We start from the raw sequence: 16,187 nt of genomic DNA on the forward strand, positions 1-16,187 counted from the left end.
ATGTTCAACAAAATCCTGATTGCCAACCGCGGCGAGATCGCGTTGCGCGTCGTGCGCGCGGCCCGCGAAATGGGCATCGCATCGGTTGCGGTGCATTCCACCGCGGATGCGGATGCCATGCATGTGCGTATGGCCGACGAATCTGTCTGCATTGGTCCGCCCTCCTCAGCACAATCCTACCTGTCATTCCCGGCCATCATCTCGGCCTGCGAAATCACCGGGGCCGAGGCGATCCACCCCGGCTACGGGTTCCTGTCCGAAAACGCCCAATTTGTGCAGATCGTCGAGGATCACGGGCTGACATTTATCGGCCCGACCGCCGAACATATCCGCGTTATGGGTGACAAGATCACTGCCAAGGACACGATGAAGGCGCTTGGCGTGCCCTGCGTGCCCGGCTCGGATGGCGGTGTGGCCACACTGGACGAGGCCAAAAAGCTCGGCGAGGAAATGGGCTATCCCGTCATCATCAAGGCCACGGCAGGCGGCGGTGGGCGCGGTATGAAAGTCGCGCAGAATGCCGGCGAGATGGAACGTGCCTTCATGACCGCGCGCTCGGAATCCAAGGCCGCATTCGGCAATGACGAAGTCTATATCGAGAAATACCTGACCACCCCACGCCATATCGAGGTGCAGGTGTTTGGCGATGGCAAGGGCCGCGCCGTGCATCTGGGTGAACGCGACTGTTCGCTGCAACGGCGTCACCAGAAGGTGTTCGAAGAAGCCCCCGGCCCCGCGATCAGCGCCGAAGAGCGGGCCGCCATCGGCAAGGTCTGTGCCGATGCCGTCGCCAAGATCAACTATATCGGCGCGGGCACCATCGAGTTCCTCTATGAAAAGGGCGAGTTTTTCTTCATCGAGATGAACACGCGCCTGCAGGTCGAACATCCGGTGACCGAGGCCATCTTTGGCGTCGATCTGGTGCGCGAGCAGATCCGGGTCGCCTCCGGGATGGACATGACCTTCCAGCAGGAAGACCTGCAGATCAACGGCCACTCGATCGAGGTGCGGTTGAACGCGGAAAAGCTGCCCAATTTCTCGCCCTCGCCCGGTCGGATCACGCAATACCACGCCCCCGGCGGCCTTGGCGTGCGGATGGATTCCGCATTGTATGACGGCTATGCGATCCCGCCCTATTATGACAGCCTGATCGGCAAGCTGATCGTGCATGGGCGCGACCGACCCGAGGCGCTGGCCCGGCTCAACCGCGCGCTTGGCGAATTGATCATCGACGGCGTGGATACAACCATTCCGCTGTTTCACGAATTGCTGGCTGAAGGCGACATTCACAGCGGTGATTACAACATCCACTGGCTGGAACACTGGCTGGAAACCCATATGGGCTAGGCGGTGCGCGGGGGTTGGTTCCCTCGCCCACGCCCCCTATCATCGCGCCCATTGGCAGCGAATTAGCAATCACGAGGGGCCATGACGGACAGCGCGTTAACGCCTGACCTGTTGTTGCACGGATATGCCTCCGGCATTTTTCCGATGGCCGAGTCGCGCGATGATCCGGATATTTTCTGGGTCGACCCGCGCCTGCGCGGCGTGTTGCCGCTGGACGGGCTGCACATCTCGCGCTCGCTTGCGCGGGCGATGCGCCGCAGCAGCTGGACGGTGCGGCTGGACAGCGATTTTGCCGGGGTGGTCGATGGCTGTGCCGACCGGTCCGACACCTGGATCAATGCGGAAATCTATATGCTTTACGGCGACCTGCATCGCAGCGGTCATGCCCATTCCGTAGAAATATGGGATGAAAACCAACTGGTTGGCGGTGTTTATGGTGTCACACTGGGGGCTGCGTTCTTTGGGGAAAGCATGTTTTCGCGTGCTACCAATGCCTCGAAAATGGCGTTGGCGGCGGCCGTGGATCATCTGCGCCAGACCGGATTCGTGCTGTTTGATACGCAGTTCATCACGCCACATCTGGCAAGCCTTGGCGCGATTGAGATCACCCGCGCCGCCTATCGCCGCCATCTGGCCGAAGCGCTGGACGGCGAAGGACGCTTTGGCAGCGTCGCGCCGGGCAGCCTTCAGGACGTGGTGCAGCGCATGACCCAGACGTCATAGCGCGCATGTTCCATCGCACTCAGCGCCGGGGCCGAGGCGATCATCCAGCCGGAAAACACCACACCTTCGCGGCCCGTTTCGGTGATCTGCAACCCGGCATAGGCATTGCCTGACGGGTTGCCCGCCGGATAGCGGCATTCGGTCAGGGTGATACTGAGGCGGTCAAACTGCACGGTGCGCCCTGCAGGCAGTTCGATGTCGACCACGTTGCCACTGATCTTGTCGAGCCCGCGCAGCACGGCGCCCGTGGCGGTTTCGGTTTCCTGCTGGGCCGCGACACCGCCTGCCAGCAGCAGCGCGATGACGGCTGCAAAACGCGCGATCATTGCCCCTCTCCGCCCGACACGAACTTGAGCAACAGCGAAATCAGACTGACCGCCCCTTGGGTGTCGGTGATCTCGTCCCCGGGCGCGAAGTAGAACGGCGAGCCACCGGGCACGATTTCAACGAAATTGCCGCCCAGCAGGCCTTCGGAACTGATGATGATGGCGCTGTCGTCGGGCACTTGGGTCGCACTGCGCAACGTCACGATGGTGTCGGCGCGGTAGGTGTCGGGGTTCAGGTCGACATCTGTGACGGTGCCGATCTTGACCCCGGCAAGGCGCACATCGGTGCCGACATTCACGCCCTCAAGACTGCGAAAGCTGGCGGCAAGGGGGTATGTGTCGCTGCCCGTGCTGCCAAGACCGGCCACTTGCGCGCCGTAGACGGCAAACCCGATGGCCGCCGCGAGAACGACGCCGCCAACAAGGACTTCGGTGGTGTTTTCTGCCATGGGTTGGCCTGACTTACTCGGGCGTCCAGGCTTCGTAATCGGCCCGGTCCGCAGGTTGTGCACGCCGGATCGAGCCCGCAGGCGCATAGGCCATCGCCGTCCCGGTCAAGTTGGGCTGATGCGGTTTTTCCCAGTCCTTGCGCTTGAGCGGCTTGTCGGTGGGCGGTTCGTCCCATGTCCGGTGCAGCCAGCCATGCCATTCGGGATCAACGCGGCTTGCCTCGGCCTCACCGTTGAAGATGACCCAGCGTTTGCTGTCATCGGCGTTCTTGTAGAACACGTTGCCCTGCGCGTCGTCACCAACCTTGATGCCTTTGCGCCACGTGAACAATTGCGTGTTCAGCGTCTGGCCGTCCCACCAAGTCACAGCCCGGAATAATGTGTTCAGAATGCCCATTGTCTGCCTCCGATGGTTGCACTCGTCTATGCCGCATTGCCGCGCTGGCGTCCAGAGGACACAGCACCTCAGGTGGGCAGAACCGCCGTCACTTCGATCTCGATACGGTCTTCGGGCGTGATCAGCCCGCATTCTATCATCGTCGCCGCAGGCGGGTTGTCGCCAAAGGCCGCGCGCAGCATCGGCCAGCAGGGCGGAAATTCACGGCGATCCGGCAGCATGTAGGTGACGCGCACCACATGGGCAAAGTCCGTGCCCGCCTCGGTCAGCGCCTTGCCGATGATGTCCAGAGCAGACGCGCACTGTTCCAGGGCCGTCGTGCCATGCCCGACGGTGCCCGCCACATGGACCCAGCCATTTGCGACAACAGCACGGCAATAGCCGATCTGGGGTTCGAATTCTCCGCCGGAGTGGATGCGTGTGATGGCCATGGGCGCGGCTCCTTGGTTTGCAATGTCCTGCGCGTATCGGGCACAGGTGCATGGCAAAGGTCAATCACCCAAGGCAGGGACGGTCACACGTGCTTTGACAGGTTGTCCAGCGCATGGGTCCAGCCGCCTTCGAATTCGCCCATCATCTCGGCACCGGCAAAGTTGACGATCTGAATGTGTGCTTTCATCGCCGTCCCAGCGCCATCGGGCGACAACTCGAAGGTGGCAAGGCTGCAGCCCAGCGTTTCGCCCTCGGCAGACAGGGTTTCGGCATAGATCAGGCGCGCAGGCGCTTCCATGACGATCCAGTCGGTGGTGACGTCTACATAAGGGTTGTCGCGTGGGCCACAACGTGACGTTTCGCGCACGCCCGGTGCGGCCTCGGGCTGATCCGCGATGATCACGACGGTATCGACATCCGGCGATCCCCACGCCATGCGGTCCGCCGGGCTGGTCAGGGCCGCAAACACACGCGCTGGATCAGCGCCGAGTGTGCGGGTGAATTCGAGGGTGCCAAGCTGGGTTGTCATATCTTTTTCTCCTGTTCCACGGCGTCCAAATGCGCCGAAAGCCGATCCAGTGCCCCGCCCCACCGTTTCGCCTCCTGGGCAAGCCAGTCTTGTGCAGGTGCGAGGGCATTGGCGTGCAAATGGCAGGTCCGGACCCGGCCTGATTTGTGCGTCGCGATAACCCCTGCCCGTTCCAGCTTGTCGATGTGCTTGAGAAAACTGGGCAGGGCCATGTCATGGGTTTCGGCCAAGTGCGACACGGCGCGCGGCCCGGCGCTGAGCGCTGTGATCACCGCGCGCCGCGTTGGGTCGGCAAGAGCTGCAAACAAGGGGGATAAGTCATCGTGAATTTGATTAGCCATATGGCTAACTATTACAGGAAGACTGCTCAGGCAATTAAAAACTAACCCAAGTGGCTAAGTTTTTTCATTTGGCAAAAGAAAAGCAGGCCGAAGCCTGCGTTTCCTCATAAATTCAATGGGCTAGGTTCAGCCCGCCGTTGCCGGCTCTTTCTCTGCGTCGCCGTGGATCATCAGCGGCGCCGCGTCCGAGGTCACCGCCTCTTCATTCACCACCACTTCGGACACCGAATCCATGCCCGGCAGATCGAACATCGTATCCAGCAGGATATCTTCGAGGATTGAGCGCAGGCCACGCGCGCCAGTCTTGCGCTCGATCGCGCGTTTGGCGATCGCCGTCAGAGCATCCTCTGTGAAGGTCAGTTGCGTGTCCTCAAGCTCGAACAGGCGCTGGTATTGTTTGACCAGTGCATTCTTGGGCTGGGTCAGGATTGTGACCAAAGCGTCCTCGTCCAGATCCTCAAGGGTGGCCAGAACGGGCAAACGGCCCACGAATTCAGGGATCAGGCCGAATTTCAGCAGGTCCTCTGGCTCAAGCTCGGTGAAAATCTCACCCACGCCGCGTGCATCGTTGTCGCGCACGTCCGCGCCAAAGCCCATGGCCGAGCCCTTGCCGCGCTGCGCGATGATCTTGTCGAGACCCGCAAAAGCACCGCCGCAGATGAACAGAATATTCGTCGTATCCACTTGCAGGAATTCCTGCTGCGGATGCTTGCGCCCGCCTTGTGGGGGAACGGAAGCCACCGTGCCTTCCATCAGTTTCAGCAAGGCTTGCTGCACGCCCTCGCCCGAGACGTCGCGGGTGATGGACGGGTTTTCGGACTTGCGGGTGATCTTGTCGACCTCGTCGATGTAGACGATGCCGCGTTGGGCGCGCTCGACGTTATACTCGGACGATTGCAGCAGTTTGAGAATGATGTTCTCGACATCTTCCCCGACATAGCCCGCTTCGGTCAGCGTGGTCGCATCGGCCATGGTGAAGGGCACATCCAGAATGCGCGCCAGCGTTTGGGCCAGCAGCGTCTTGCCGCACCCCGTCGGGCCGATCAGCAGGATGTTGGATTTCGCCAGTTCGATGTCACCGCCCTTCTGGGCGTGGTTGAGGCGTTTGTAATGGTTGTGCACGGCAACGGACAACACGCGTTTGGCGGTCGCCTGCCCGATCACGTAGTCATCCAGCACACCGCAAATGTCGCGCGGGGTTGGCACACCGTCGGTGGACTTGAGGCCGGACGCCTTGGTTTCCTCACGGATGATGTCCATGCACAGCTCGACGCATTCGTCACAGATGAACACCGTGGGACCTGCAATCAGCTTGCGCACCTCATGCTGGCTCTTGCCGCAAAAGCTACAATATAGGGTGTTTTTGCTGTCGCCGCCCGAATTCGTGGCCATGTTGCGTCCTTCCCGGCAGATGCCGCAATCGTTAGAAACCGGGCCGAACCCCGGAAAGCGCCCCCGCTGTGGCTAGCTTAAGCCAGCCCTGCGGGGTCCACAATCGTCTTTTTCCCTGATGCAGGCCTGCACGCGCATCAATTTTCCGCGCGTGCCCAAGACCTGATCGCCCGGCACCACAGCCGTTAACTGTCTTCTTCATCCTTGGTGCGGTTGGCGACAATCTCGTCGATATGACCCCAATCCTTGGCCTCGTCCGGGGTCATCCAGGTGTCGCGATCAAGCGCCTTTTGCACCGCTTCATAATCCTGGCCGGAGTGTTTGACATAAAGCTGGTACATCCGCTCGCGGGTCCGCTCGATGTGACGGGCCGAGATCAGGATGTCCGCGGCCATGCCTTGCGAGCCACCCGAGGGCTGGTGCACCATCACTTCGGCATTGGGCAGGGCAAAGCGCATGCCCGGCTCGCCCCCGATGGAAATCACCGATCCCATGGACGCCGCCATGCCGCAAATCAGCGTAGAGACCTTGGGTTTGATGTATTGCATCGTGTCATAGATCGCCAAACCGGCCGTGACCTCGCCACCGGGCGAATTTACATACATGCTGATTTCCTTGGACGGGTTTTCCGCCTCGAGGTGCAACAGCTGCGCCACGACAAGGTGGCTCATCCCCGAGTGGATCGGACCATTGATGAAAATGATCCGCTCTTTCAGCAGGCGGGAGAAGATATCATAGGCCCGTTCGCCCCGGCTGGTCTGTTCAACGACCATTGGCACAAGGTTGTTGGAAATATGGGCGTAGTGTTCGATGGGATCGCGCATGGTGTCTGCCTCGTCATTTGTCGCGAGACCATACCCGCAAACATCTTACCTGAGTCTTAGTATCGGCGTCGGGGGGCTGCAAGGGCACCACGTGCCTTGAAGTGGCTTTCGCGCCCTCTAGCTGCTGATCCATGCAAGATGCCCTGTCCCGCTTCCCTGCCACCCGGACCGCCGCCCTTGAGCGGTTGCAGCGCTTTGTCCCCCATGCCGGGCGCGATTATGCAGCGCGGCGCAACTATGATCTGGGCCGCGACGCCCATAGCGGCGTGTCGACCCTGTCGCCCTACCTGCGCGCCCGTCTGATCACAGAGGCCGAAGTGCTCGAGACCGTCCTGAACCGGCACAGCGCCGCAGCGGCCGAGAAATTCATTCAGGAGGTGTTCTGGCGCACCTATTGGAAGGGCTGGCTGGAAATGCGGCCCGCTGTCTGGCGTCAATACCAGACGGCCTTGAACCGTTGTCTTGATGACGTCCAAACCCAATCCGGCCTGCGCGCGCGGTGGGAGGCCGCCTGCAAGGGCGAAACCGAGATTGACTGTTTCAACGCATGGGCGCGTGAGCTGGTCGAAACGGGATACATGCACAACCACGCGCGGATGTGGTTTGCCTCGATCTGGATATTCACACTGCGCTTGCCATGGGAGTTGGGCGCGGATTTCTTTCTGCGGCATCTGCTGGACGGCGATCCGGCCTCGAACACCCTTGGCTGGCGCTGGGTTGCCGGGATACAAACGCCAGGCAAGACCTATCTGGCGCGCACCTCCAACATCTCGAAATACACCGAAGGGCGGTTTGCGCCAAAGTGGCAACTGGCGGGCGAAGCGATTGCTGTCCCCGGCCCGCCCGTGCCCGAGCGTCAGCCCCTGCCTGATCTGGCAGCCCCCGACGCCTCGCTGCGCACCGGTCTGATCCTGCACGAGGACGATCTGAGCCCCGGTTTCCTGCTGGATACCGGGCTTGCGCCGGTTGCGACGGCCGTTGTCACGACACGCGAAAAATTGTCGCCCCTTGCCGTGGCACCACATGTGACGGCCTTTGCCACCGGGGCCGCCGCCGACACCTTGGCCCGCTTCGGGGCGCGGTTGGGTGAGGTGACGGAGGTCGAGGGCACCACGCAGGACGTGATGGCATGGGCGGCAAACGCCGGTCTCGGGCAAATCGTGACGCCCTACGCGCCCGTCGGGCCGGTGGCTGACCTGTTGGACACCGTCGCAGGTGCTGCAGGCGTTCCACCGTTGTGTCAGATCCGGCGCGACTACGACAGCGCGGCATGGCCTCACGCGACGCACGGCTTCTTTCGGTTCAAGGACAAGATCCCGAGCCTGTTGGGTCAGATGCACGGACTGAACGCGGCAAAATAGAGCTTTATTTCAGACAGTTGGCGAGCGATGTTGCCATATTCGTCAGCAACAGCCCGTAAAGGTCCGGGCCCGGCGTCAGGGTCGCCCCAAGCGGATCAACTTCGCCCAATTGCGTGGCCCCAAGCGCGTCAAGGATCGCCGGATTGAACTGCGGTTCGGTCAGCGCGCAGACCGCATCGAGCGCTGCAATCTCGGCCCGCAATTCCGACAGGCGCGCGGCACTGGGCGCGACCGCATCGTTGGAGGACACAGCGCCCGCAGCCTCGATATCAAACCGGTGCTCAAAATAGTGATAGGCGTCATGGAAGACGACAAAGGCGCGGCCTTTTACGGGCGCAAGGATCGCTTCAATATCAGCGCTTAGTGAATTGATATTACTTGAGAAAGTATCCGCATTGGCGACATAGATTTCAGCATTTTCAGGGTCCATCTCGCCCAGTTGTTCAGCGATTAAAGCGGCCCAGGCCACAGCGTTCTCGGGGTCAAGCCAGGCATGCGGATCACCCCCTTCATGCGCGCCATGGTCATGGGCATCCGCATGATCATCATGGCCATGGTCGTCGTGCTTTTCTGCATGTTCCTCGTGCCCGTGATCATCATGCCCTTTTGCGTGATCGTCGTGATCATGTTCGTCATGTTTTTCCGTGTGATCCTCGTGGCCATGATCATCGTGGTCATCCGCAGGGTCCTCGTGCCCTTCCGCATGATCGTCATGTGCCTCACCGTGATCATGGTCATGCGGGGCAAAGGTCGCACCCTCGCGCACCTCCAGCAATTGCGTGGACGGGTGATCGAGCAGTTCCAGCACCACCGCGTCGCCTGCAAGGCCGTCCACCGGCCCTTCCAGCCACGGCGCCAAACCGTGTCCCATCCAGACCACCAGATCAGCGCTGTCGAGGGCCGCCGCCTCGGACGGGCGCAGGGCGTGATCATGGGGCGAGGCACCGGGCGGCACGATCAGTGCGGGCTTGCCCAGATCGCCCATGACCGCGGCCACAATCGAATGCACCGGCGCGATGTCGACCGCAACGCGCGGCACGTCCGCTGCCGCGCCCGCCCCCACAACTGCAACTGCAAATGCCAGATACCGCATGACCGTTCCCCTTGGATTGCTGATTCCCTCTCTTGCTAAATGTTATGCTATAACATATCAATCAGATATATGACCGACAAAAACCCCGCCCGCGATATGTCCACCCTAGGCTTCCACGCCCATGATCACACCCATTGTGTCAACAGTACCTTGGCGCGGGCAGAACGATATTGCGTTGAAAACAAACTGAAATTCACGCCGATACGTCGGCGCGCGCTGGAAATTCTGCTCGAGGAACATCGCGCACTCGGGGCCTATGACCTGCTCGCCGTGCTGGCGCGCGAAGGCCTTGGAACCGCACCACCCGTCGCCTATCGCGCGCTTGATTTCCTCACTTCCGCCGGGTTCGCGCACAAGATCGAAGGGCTCAACGCCTATATCGGCTGCGCCCATCTCGGTGCCGATCACGCCCCGGCCTTTCTGATCTGCACCGCGTGCAAATCCGTGGCCGAAGCCGAAACCGATGCCACCCAAGGCCGCCTTGGCGATGTCGCGCGTGCCACCGGGTTCACCATCAGCCACACGGTGATCGAGGCCCTTGGCCTGTGCCCGAAATGCCAGCCAGACGACAACAACGCGGCGGACCCGTCATGCGCCTGATCACCACTACGGGGCTGACGCTACAACAAGCCGGGAGGACAGTGTTGCGCGATGTTGATATGCACATCGATCGCGGTGAGATCGTCACTCTGGTTGGCCCGAACGGATCGGGAAAGTCTACCCTGGTCAAAGGGTTGATTGGCGCTCTTAAACCCCTGCACGGCACGGTCGATGCGATGCGCGGCCTGCGCATCGGCTATGTCCCGCAAAGCCTTGCGATAGACGGGTTGCTGCCCCTGACCGTACGCCGTTTTCTCTGCCTGCCCTTCCGCCATGACGGTGACGCGATGGCGCGCGCGCTGGCCGAGGCGGGTGTGCCTGATCTGGGCGAGGCGCAGATGCGCACGCTGTCCGGCGGACAGTTCCAGCGGGTCATGCTGGCACGTGCGCTCTTGATGTCGCCCGACCTTCTGATCCTCGATGAGGCCACACAAGGGCTCGATCAGCCGGGGGCCGCGGATTTTTACCGCAAGATCGAGCATGTGCGCCGTCACCTGAATTGCGCCGTGTTGATGGTCAGTCACGATCTGCACGTGGTCATGGCCGCATCGGACCGGGTGCTGTGCCTCAATGGCCATGTCTGCTGCGAAGGGACGCCCGACGTGGTGCAGGATTCGCCCGAATACCGCGCCCTTTTTGGCACAGGCACCAAGGGGGCCTTTGCCATCTATCGCCACGAACATGACCACGATCATCATCACGACCACGAACATGACCATGCTTGACGATTTTCTGGTGCGCGCGGGCCTTGCAGGCATCGGCACCGCCTTGGCCGCCGCGCCACTGGGCTGCTTCGTGGTCTGGCGGCGCATGGCCTATTTCGGAGATGCGACCGCCCATGCAGCTTTGCTGGGTGTCGCGCTGTCACTCGCCTTTCAGGGGCCGACTATGCTGGGCGTTCTGGCCACTGCGCTGATCATGGCGATCCTCGTGCAGGCGCTGTCCGGGCGGGGGCTGGCCGAAGACACGCTGCTCGGCGTGCTGGCCCATGCCGCCCTTGCCATCGGTCTTGTGGCGGTGTCCTTCATCTCCGGCGCGCGGGTTGACCTGATGGGGTACCTGTTTGGCGACATTCTGGCGGTGAACGTTTACGACCTTGCGATGATCTGGTCCGGGGCGCTGGCGGTGATCGCCCTCCTGACATGGCGCTGGCAGCGATTGCTCACGGCCACGCTGAACCCCGACCTTGCCCAATCGAGCGGTATTTCCGCCCGCGCCGAACAACTGGTTCTGACCGTGGCGCTGGCGCTGACGGTGGCTGTGGCGATCAAGGCGGTCGGTGCGCTGCTGATCGGGGCGCTGCTGATCATTCCGCCCGCCGCCGCACGGCCGCTGGCCCGCACGCCCGAAGCGATGGCCCTGATCACTGCCGTCATCGGGGCAACTTCTGCAGTGGCGGGCCTTGGCGCGTCGTTCCAGTTCGATACACCCACCGGTCCGACAATCGTCTGTGTGGCCGCCGCGCTGTTCTGTGCGACAAGCGTGCTGGGACGTTTGCGGGCCTAGAGGCCCAGATAGCTGTCCGCCACCGATGCATCGAGCGCGCCCATGTCCCCGGTCCAGACCGAACGCCCCCGCTCGATGATCACAGCGCGGTCTGCCATGCGGCGCAACTCGGCCAACGATTTGTCGACCACGATCAGTGCGAGGCCCGTTTCGGCCTTGAGGTGGCTGAGCGCGGCCCAGATTTCCTGGCGCACCACGGGGGCCAGCCCCTCTGTCGCCTCGTCCAGCACCAACAGGCGTGGATTGGTCATCAGGGCGCGACCAATGGCCAGCATTTGCTGCTCACCGCCCGACAGGCTGCGCGCACCCTGATCGCGCCGCTCGGCGAGACGGGGAAACAGGGTGGTGACGCGGGCCACATCCCAGTGACCGGGACGCGCGGCAGCAATCAGGTTTTCATGCACCGTAAGGTTGGGAAAACAGCGCCGCCCCTCGGGCACGAGGCCCAGACCGGCACGCGCGGCCTTGTGGGGCGGAACGCGCGCCAGATCCTGCCCGTCGAATTGGACCGAGCCGCCCGAGTTGCGCAGCAAACGGCACAGCACCTTGATCGTGGTAGATTTGCCCATGCCGTTGCGCCCCATCAAGGCGACAACCTCGCCCGCACCCACCTGCAGGTCGACCCCGAACAGGGCCTGACTTGGGCCATAAGACGCTTCGATCCCGCGCATCTCAAGCAGGCTCATGGCGAGACCTCTTCGCCCAGATAGGCGCTGCGCACCTCCGGGTTGGCACGGATTTCGTCCGCGGTGCCAGTGGCGATGATCTGCCCGTAGACCAGCACCGAAATGCGGTCGGCCAGCGCAAAGACCGCGTCCATGTCATGTTCGACCAGAAGGATGGGCGCATCAGCGCGCAGGCTATCCAGAAAGGTGGTCATCCGTTTTGACCCTTCGGCCCCGAGGCCTGCCATAGGTTCGTCCATCAGGAACGCCTTGGGCGCGAGGGTCAGCGCCACCGCAACCTCAAGCAAGCGGCGCTGCCCGTGGCTGAGATCGGCAGTGCGTTTTTGCGCCTCGTCCGAGAGGCCGACACGGTCCAGCGCCGCCTCGGCCTGCGCGCGCATTTCCGCATCGCGCATAACCGGTTTGAGGAAGCGCCAGACCGACCTGCTGGCCCCAAGCGCCCCCAGCACCGCGTTTTGCAGCACAGTGAACTCCATCGCCAGCGCGCTGATCTGAAAGGTCCGCCCCAACCCGGCACGGGCGCGCGCGGCGGTGCCAAATGCAGTGACGTCCACGCCGTCAAAGACGATCTGCCCCGCATTCGGCGCAAGCCCTCCGGCAACTTGAGCAATCAGCGTCGATTTGCCCGCCCCGTTCGGCCCGATCAGCGCGTGAATTTCGCCCGGGAGCAGCGTCAGGCTAACGTCATCTGTTGCACGCAAGGCGCCAAAGCTCTTGTGTAACCCCTTGATCTGCAACAACGGTTCAGTCATCGGCGACCTCGCGGCCCGCAAGCGACCCGATCAAACCGCCACGCGCGAAAAGCACAACCAAAAGCAGGATCGCGCCCACATAGACCAGCCAGAATTCACTGACCCCGCTGAGCGTATGTTCGAGCAGCACAAACAGGCAGGCCCCGGCCACCGGGCCAAACAACCGCCCGATGCCGCCAAGCACGACAAAGACGATGAATTCGCCCGACATCTGCCAACTGAACATGGTGGGCGAAACAAAACGGTTGAGATCGGCAAAAAGCGCGCCCGCCAGCCCCGTGACCGCGCCCGAAATGACAAAGGCCACAAGGCGCAGGCGGAAGGGCTCGAGCCCCACTGTTTCGACCCGCGCTGCGTTCTGGCGTGCCGCACTCAGGGCCAGACCGAACGGCGCGCGCGCGATACGGCCCATGCCCCACAAGACAAGGCTGAGCAACGCAAAGACTAGGGCGAAAAACTGAATGGGGTCAAGGGTGTTGAGGCCGGGAAAGCTGTTGCGCACATAGATGCTGAGCCCGTCCTCGCCCCCGTAAGCGGGCCATGAGATTGAGAAATAGTAAAACATCTGCCCAAAGGCGAGCGTGATCATGATGAAATAGACGCCCGAGGTGCGCAGGGACAGCAGACCGATAATCAGCGCCGCCAGCGCACTGCTGAGGACCGCGACCAGCCAGATCACGGGCATGGACTTGGTCCCCTCGACCACGAACCACCCATCGTAGAGCGGCGCATAACTCTGCGCGTGGCTGGCGAGAATGCCCATCGCATAACCGCCAAGCCCGAAGAACACCGCGTGACCGAGGCTGACGAGACCACCCAGACCGAGGGCCAGGTTCAGACCCACGGCTGCCAGCGCAAGGATGGCCGCACGGGTGGCAAGGGTGATCGTGAACGGCTCATCCAGTGCGAGGGCCGCCAACGCCAGCACCGGCAGGGCGAGGTAAACGCTCGCGTTGATCAGCCCCTCGCGGTTCATGTGGCGACCCCATAGAGGCCCGTGGGGCGATAGATCAGCACCACGGCCATGAGGATGTAGATCGCCATCGAGGCGAGTGATGACCCGATGGACGTCGCGGTGGCGGGGTCAAGAAACAGACCGAAGGCAAGCGGCAACAGCACACCGCCCAGCGTGTCCGTGAGGCCCACCAGCAAGGCCCCGATCAGCGCGCCCTTGATCGACCCGATCCCGCCGATCACGATCACCACAAAGGCAAGGATCAGCACAGGCTCACCCATGCCGACCTGCACGGATTGGATGGCCCCCACCAGCGCCCCGGCCAGTCCCGCGAGAGCGGCGCCAAGGGCAAAGACGATGGTATAAAGCCGCGAGATATCAACGCCCAAGGCCCCGATCATCTCGCGATCGCTTTCGCCTGCGCGAATCTGGATGCCGATGCGCGTCCGAGCGATCAGCAGGAAAAGACCAACCGCCACCGCAAGACCCACGGCAATGATCAGCAAGCGATAAGCGGGGTATTGGATGCCACCGGGCAAAGTGACCGGCCCGGCAAAGGCGGCTGGCACATCCAGATACAGCGGGAACGAGCCGAACAGCCAGCGCGTCCCTTCGGAAAAGATCAGGATCAGCGCAAAGGTGGCCAGCACCTGATCAAGGTGGTCGCGGTCATACAGGCGGCGGATCACGGTGACCTCGACAATGGCGCCCGCAGCCGCCGCCGCCGCAAGGCTCGCCATCAGGGCCAGCGCAAACGATCCCGTCGCCCCGGCCACAGCGGCGGCGGCAAAGGCTCCGATCATGTAAAGCGAGCCGTGCGCCAGATTGATCAGGCCCATGACCCCAAAAATCAACGTGAGGCCCGCCGCCATCAGGAACAGCATGATGCCCGACTGAAGCCCGTTGAGTACCTGCTCGATCAGCAAAAGGGTGGTCATCTACTCCTGCCCTGCCGGATGGCGTTCACCTGGCAAGCCCTTGGAAATATAAAAGGAAACTGTCCCGGCGCGGGTGGCCGGGACACATGGCTTACATCTTGCAGTCAGCCCCGTAGACGTCAGTGTGATCCGTTGCGGCCACGCCGATCATCTTGTTGGTGACCACATCGCCTTCCTTGACCACTTCACGCATGTAGATGGTCTGGATCGGGTGGTGGTTGTCTGCGAACGCAAAGTCACCGCGCACCGACTGGAACTCGGCCTCTTTCAGGGCCGCGCGGAAGGCGTCGGCATCCGAGACTTCGGCCTTGGCAGCGGCAGACAACAGGAGCAATCCGGTGTCATAGCCTTGGGCCGCATAAAGCGACGGCAGACGCCCGTATTCAGCCTGAAACGCGGCAACGAAATCGGCATTGCCCGGCACATCGAGGTCTTTGGACCAATGGGCGGTGTTCTTAACCCCCAGTGCCGCCTCACCAATGGCACCGAGAATGCCCTGATCAAAGCTGAAGGCAGGGCCGGCGACAGGTTTGTCAACGCCCGAGCCAGCATATTGCTTCATAAAGGAAATCCCCATGCCGCCGGGCAGAAAGAAATAGACCTGATCGGCATCACTTGCGCGGATTTGCGCGATCTCGGCGGCATAATCGGTCTGGCCAAGCTGGGTATAGACTTCGTCCGTCACCTCACCTTTGAAAAAGCGTTTGAAGCCCGCCATCATGTCCTGACCAGCGGGATAGTTGGGCGCCATGAGGAACACTTTACCCACGCCCTCATTGCTCAGGTAGGCGCCTGCCGCTTCGGAAAAGGCGTCATTCTGCCAGCTGACATTGAAATAGTTCGGGCTGCAGCCGCGCCCGGCCAGTGCCGAGGGGCCTGCATTGGGGCTGAGATAGAATTTGCCCTGCGCGGTGGCCGAGGGCACCACAGCCATTGCAAGGTTGGACCAGATGATGCCGGTCAGCACATCGACCTTTTCGGACTGGATCAGCTTGTCTGCGAGACCGACCGCGATGTCGGGTTTGCGCTGATCATCCTCGATCACCGTCTCGATCACGTCGCTGCCCTTGGTCGCCAGCAAAAAGCCGTCGCGCACGTCGATGCCGAGGCCCGCGCCCCCGCCTGAAAGCGTGGTGATCATTCCGACCTTGATCTTGCCGCCATGTCCGTCGGCCAACCCTGCCGTCGCTGCCGCGGCCATACAGACCGCCAGTGCCATCATGTTTCTGATGCGCATAATTCACTCCCTTATTGTATTCCGGTCTACGCCCCGGTTTTCTGGCCCTATCAAGCACTTATCCCGTCCTGTCCTGTCAAGCCGATAGGGCAGACGTGGTGCCATTTCTCTGCTTGGATTGCCGCAGCTGGGCGCACACGCGTAGTGGGTGAATATTGAAGAATTACTTCACGTATAACCAACAACACTCTGATTTATATAGTCATTAAAGTTATCCACAGAAAGGCTTTTCTCCAAAACCGACACGCAAGCGTCCCTTCGCAGATTTGCGCGTGAAATCACAAGGCGCTCAACCCACA

20 protein-coding genes are annotated in these 16,187 nt (G+C 61.9%); 6 read left to right on the forward strand and 14 right to left on the reverse strand.

Going from position 1 to position 16,187, the window contains the following annotated elements; all coding sequences use genetic code 11:
* Together accC and aat are read left to right on the forward strand one after the other, a co-directional pair.
* Window positions 1-1,347 (forward strand): acetyl-CoA carboxylase biotin carboxylase subunit, encoded by a 1,347-nt coding sequence (accC, locus tag Q1A89_RS20450; protein ID WP_299732985.1) that lies wholly within the window; start codon window positions 1-3, stop codon window positions 1,345-1,347.
* A gap of 81 nt (window positions 1,348-1,428) precedes the next feature.
* A complete protein-coding gene (gene aat, locus Q1A89_RS20455) occupies window positions 1,429-2,070 on the forward strand; it encodes a leucyl/phenylalanyl-tRNA--protein transferase (protein WP_299732988.1) in 642 nt (213 codons plus the stop codon).
* Here the strand turns inward: aat and Q1A89_RS20460 are convergent.
* The 8 genes from Q1A89_RS20460 to Q1A89_RS20495 all read right to left on the reverse strand — a co-directional run bounded on the left by Q1A89_RS20460 (window position 2,034) and on the right by Q1A89_RS20495 (window position 6,760).
* Window positions 2,034-2,396: a DUF2155 domain-containing protein gene (locus Q1A89_RS20460; RefSeq protein ID WP_299732991.1), complete on the reverse strand. Its 363-nt coding sequence runs from the start codon at window positions 2,394-2,396 to the stop codon at window positions 2,034-2,036. The genes aat and Q1A89_RS20460 overlap by 37 nt on opposite strands.
* Complete coding sequence (gene mlaD, locus Q1A89_RS20465) at window positions 2,393-2,845, reverse strand: outer membrane lipid asymmetry maintenance protein MlaD (RefSeq protein WP_299732995.1); 453 nt, start codon at window positions 2,843-2,845, stop codon at window positions 2,393-2,395. Before mlaD ends, Q1A89_RS20460 begins: the two co-directional genes overlap by 4 nt.
* Window positions 2,846-2,858: 13 nt before the next feature.
* Complete coding sequence (locus Q1A89_RS20470) at window positions 2,859-3,242, reverse strand: NADH:ubiquinone oxidoreductase subunit NDUFA12 (RefSeq protein WP_299732998.1); 384 nt, start codon at window positions 3,240-3,242, stop codon at window positions 2,859-2,861.
* Window positions 3,243-3,310: 68 nt separating this feature from the next.
* Window positions 3,311-3,673 (reverse strand): Rid family hydrolase, encoded by a 363-nt coding sequence (locus Q1A89_RS20475; protein ID WP_299733001.1) that lies wholly within the window; start codon window positions 3,671-3,673, stop codon window positions 3,311-3,313.
* An 83-nt stretch (window positions 3,674-3,756) separates the two neighbouring features.
* Window positions 3,757-4,203: an SRPBCC domain-containing protein gene (locus Q1A89_RS20480; RefSeq protein ID WP_299733004.1), complete on the reverse strand. Its 447-nt coding sequence runs from the start codon at window positions 4,201-4,203 to the stop codon at window positions 3,757-3,759.
* Window positions 4,200-4,511 carry a metalloregulator ArsR/SmtB family transcription factor gene (locus Q1A89_RS20485; protein WP_299733007.1) on the reverse strand — a complete coding sequence of 104 codons (312 nt, stop codon included), beginning with the start codon at window positions 4,509-4,511 and terminating at the stop codon, window positions 4,200-4,202. Before Q1A89_RS20485 ends, Q1A89_RS20480 begins: the two co-directional genes overlap by 4 nt.
* A gap of 159 nt (window positions 4,512-4,670) precedes the next feature.
* Window positions 4,671-5,936 (reverse strand): ATP-dependent Clp protease ATP-binding subunit ClpX, encoded by a 1,266-nt coding sequence (gene clpX / locus Q1A89_RS20490; RefSeq protein ID WP_299733010.1) that lies wholly within the window; start codon window positions 5,934-5,936, stop codon window positions 4,671-4,673.
* Between the two features lie 185 nt (window positions 5,937-6,121).
* Window positions 6,122-6,760 carry an ATP-dependent Clp protease proteolytic subunit gene (locus Q1A89_RS20495; protein ID WP_299733013.1) on the reverse strand — a complete coding sequence of 213 codons (639 nt, stop codon included), beginning with the start codon at window positions 6,758-6,760 and terminating at the stop codon, window positions 6,122-6,124.
* A gap of 131 nt (window positions 6,761-6,891) precedes the next feature.
* On the opposite strand from Q1A89_RS20495, the gene Q1A89_RS20500 reads away from it, so the two are divergent.
* The gene (locus Q1A89_RS20500; RefSeq protein ID WP_299733016.1) at window positions 6,892-8,121 is read left to right on the forward strand and encodes an FAD-binding domain-containing protein; all 1,230 of its coding nucleotides are present in this window, start codon (window positions 6,892-6,894) and stop codon (window positions 8,119-8,121) included.
* A gap of 4 nt (window positions 8,122-8,125) precedes the next feature.
* Here the strand turns inward: Q1A89_RS20500 and Q1A89_RS20505 are convergent, their stop codons facing one another.
* Window positions 8,126-9,214, reverse strand: a complete 1,089-nt coding sequence (locus tag Q1A89_RS20505; protein WP_299733019.1) for a zinc ABC transporter substrate-binding protein — start codon at window positions 9,212-9,214, stop codon at window positions 8,126-8,128.
* Window positions 9,215-9,310: 96 nt separating this feature from the next.
* Between Q1A89_RS20505 and Q1A89_RS20510 the strand changes: the two genes are divergently transcribed.
* From Q1A89_RS20510 to Q1A89_RS20520, 3 genes are read left to right on the forward strand one after another with little or no spacing between them, the layout of a single operon-like run.
* Entirely contained in the window at window positions 9,311-9,814 is a 504-nt protein-coding gene (locus Q1A89_RS20510) for a transcriptional repressor (protein WP_299733257.1), read from the forward strand.
* Window positions 9,805-10,539 carry a metal ABC transporter ATP-binding protein gene (locus tag Q1A89_RS20515; protein ID WP_299733022.1) on the forward strand — a complete coding sequence of 245 codons (735 nt, stop codon included), beginning with the start codon at window positions 9,805-9,807 and terminating at the stop codon, window positions 10,537-10,539. The genes Q1A89_RS20510 and Q1A89_RS20515 overlap by 10 nt, the downstream gene beginning before the upstream one ends.
* Window positions 10,532-11,320, forward strand: a complete 789-nt coding sequence (locus Q1A89_RS20520; RefSeq protein ID WP_299733260.1) for an iron chelate uptake ABC transporter family permease subunit — start codon at window positions 10,532-10,534, stop codon at window positions 11,318-11,320. Before Q1A89_RS20515 ends, Q1A89_RS20520 begins: the two co-directional genes overlap by 8 nt.
* Here Q1A89_RS20520 and Q1A89_RS20525 read toward each other — a convergent pair.
* The 5 genes from Q1A89_RS20525 to Q1A89_RS20545 all read right to left on the reverse strand — a co-directional run bounded on the left by Q1A89_RS20525 (window position 11,317) and on the right by Q1A89_RS20545 (window position 15,888).
* Entirely contained in the window at window positions 11,317-12,006 is a 690-nt protein-coding gene (locus Q1A89_RS20525) for an ABC transporter ATP-binding protein (protein ID WP_299733025.1), read from the reverse strand. The two genes, Q1A89_RS20520 and Q1A89_RS20525, sit on opposite strands and share 4 nt — an antisense overlap.
* Window positions 12,003-12,758 carry an ABC transporter ATP-binding protein gene (locus Q1A89_RS20530; RefSeq protein WP_299733028.1) on the reverse strand — a complete coding sequence of 252 codons (756 nt, stop codon included), beginning with the start codon at window positions 12,756-12,758 and terminating at the stop codon, window positions 12,003-12,005. The genes Q1A89_RS20525 and Q1A89_RS20530 overlap by 4 nt, the downstream gene beginning before the upstream one ends.
* Entirely contained in the window at window positions 12,751-13,734 is a 984-nt protein-coding gene (locus tag Q1A89_RS20535; protein WP_299733031.1) for a branched-chain amino acid ABC transporter permease, read from the reverse strand. Before Q1A89_RS20535 ends, Q1A89_RS20530 begins: the two co-directional genes overlap by 8 nt.
* On the reverse strand, window positions 13,731-14,651 hold the full coding sequence (locus Q1A89_RS20540; RefSeq protein ID WP_299733033.1) for a branched-chain amino acid ABC transporter permease: 921 nt from the start codon (window positions 14,649-14,651) through the stop codon (window positions 13,731-13,733). The genes Q1A89_RS20535 and Q1A89_RS20540 overlap by 4 nt, the downstream gene beginning before the upstream one ends.
* A 91-nt stretch (window positions 14,652-14,742) precedes the next feature.
* Window positions 14,743-15,888 carry an ABC transporter substrate-binding protein gene (locus Q1A89_RS20545; protein ID WP_299733036.1) on the reverse strand — a complete coding sequence of 382 codons (1,146 nt, stop codon included), beginning with the start codon at window positions 15,886-15,888 and terminating at the stop codon, window positions 14,743-14,745.
* Window positions 15,889-16,187 lie beyond the last annotated feature (299 nt).

The sequence above is a fragment of the uncultured Tateyamaria sp. genome (assembly GCF_947503045.1).
Taxonomy (GTDB): Bacteria; Pseudomonadota; Alphaproteobacteria; order Rhodobacterales; family Rhodobacteraceae; genus Tateyamaria.

What these genes read in the sequence shown, in the direction of transcription:
- Q1A89_RS20495 (WP_299733013.1), bottom strand. Translation starts at nt 6,760, where the DNA reads ATGCGCGATCCCATCGAACACTACGCCCATATTTCCAACAACCTTGTG.
- Q1A89_RS20545 (WP_299733036.1), bottom strand. Translation starts at nt 15,888, where the DNA reads ATGCGCATCAGAAACATGATGGCACTGGCGGTCTGTATGGCCGCGGCA.
- Q1A89_RS20530 (WP_299733028.1), bottom strand. Translation starts at nt 12,758, where the DNA reads ATGACTGAACCGTTGTTGCAGATCAAGGGGTTACACAAGAGCTTTGGC.
- clpX (WP_299733010.1), bottom strand. Translation starts at nt 5,936, where the DNA reads ATGGCCACGAATTCGGGCGGCGACAGCAAAAACACCCTATATTGTAGC.
- Q1A89_RS20540 (WP_299733033.1), bottom strand. Translation starts at nt 14,651, where the DNA reads ATGACCACCCTTTTGCTGATCGAGCAGGTACTCAACGGGCTTCAGTCG.
- aat (WP_299732988.1), top strand. Translation starts at nt 1,429, where the DNA reads ATGACGGACAGCGCGTTAACGCCTGACCTGTTGTTGCACGGATATGCC.
- Q1A89_RS20460 (WP_299732991.1), bottom strand. Translation starts at nt 2,396, where the DNA reads ATGATCGCGCGTTTTGCAGCCGTCATCGCGCTGCTGCTGGCAGGCGGT.
- Q1A89_RS20475 (WP_299733001.1), bottom strand. Translation starts at nt 3,673, where the DNA reads ATGGCCATCACACGCATCCACTCCGGCGGAGAATTCGAACCCCAGATC.
- Q1A89_RS20480 (WP_299733004.1), bottom strand. Translation starts at nt 4,203, where the DNA reads ATGACAACCCAGCTTGGCACCCTCGAATTCACCCGCACACTCGGCGCT.
- Q1A89_RS20510 (WP_299733257.1), top strand. Translation starts at nt 9,311, where the DNA reads ATGTCCACCCTAGGCTTCCACGCCCATGATCACACCCATTGTGTCAAC.
- Q1A89_RS20470 (WP_299732998.1), bottom strand. Translation starts at nt 3,242, where the DNA reads ATGGGCATTCTGAACACATTATTCCGGGCTGTGACTTGGTGGGACGGC.
- Q1A89_RS20520 (WP_299733260.1), top strand. Translation starts at nt 10,532, where the DNA reads ATGCTTGACGATTTTCTGGTGCGCGCGGGCCTTGCAGGCATCGGCACC.
- Q1A89_RS20515 (WP_299733022.1), top strand. Translation starts at nt 9,805, where the DNA reads ATGCGCCTGATCACCACTACGGGGCTGACGCTACAACAAGCCGGGAGG.
- accC (WP_299732985.1), top strand. Translation starts at nt 1, where the DNA reads ATGTTCAACAAAATCCTGATTGCCAACCGCGGCGAGATCGCGTTGCGC.
- Q1A89_RS20535 (WP_299733031.1), bottom strand. Translation starts at nt 13,734, where the DNA reads ATGAACCGCGAGGGGCTGATCAACGCGAGCGTTTACCTCGCCCTGCCG.
- Q1A89_RS20525 (WP_299733025.1), bottom strand. Translation starts at nt 12,006, where the DNA reads ATGAGCCTGCTTGAGATGCGCGGGATCGAAGCGTCTTATGGCCCAAGT.
- mlaD (WP_299732995.1), bottom strand. Translation starts at nt 2,845, where the DNA reads ATGGCAGAAAACACCACCGAAGTCCTTGTTGGCGGCGTCGTTCTCGCG.
- Q1A89_RS20500 (WP_299733016.1), top strand. Translation starts at nt 6,892, where the DNA reads ATGCAAGATGCCCTGTCCCGCTTCCCTGCCACCCGGACCGCCGCCCTT.
- Q1A89_RS20505 (WP_299733019.1), bottom strand. Translation starts at nt 9,214, where the DNA reads ATGCGGTATCTGGCATTTGCAGTTGCAGTTGTGGGGGCGGGCGCGGCA.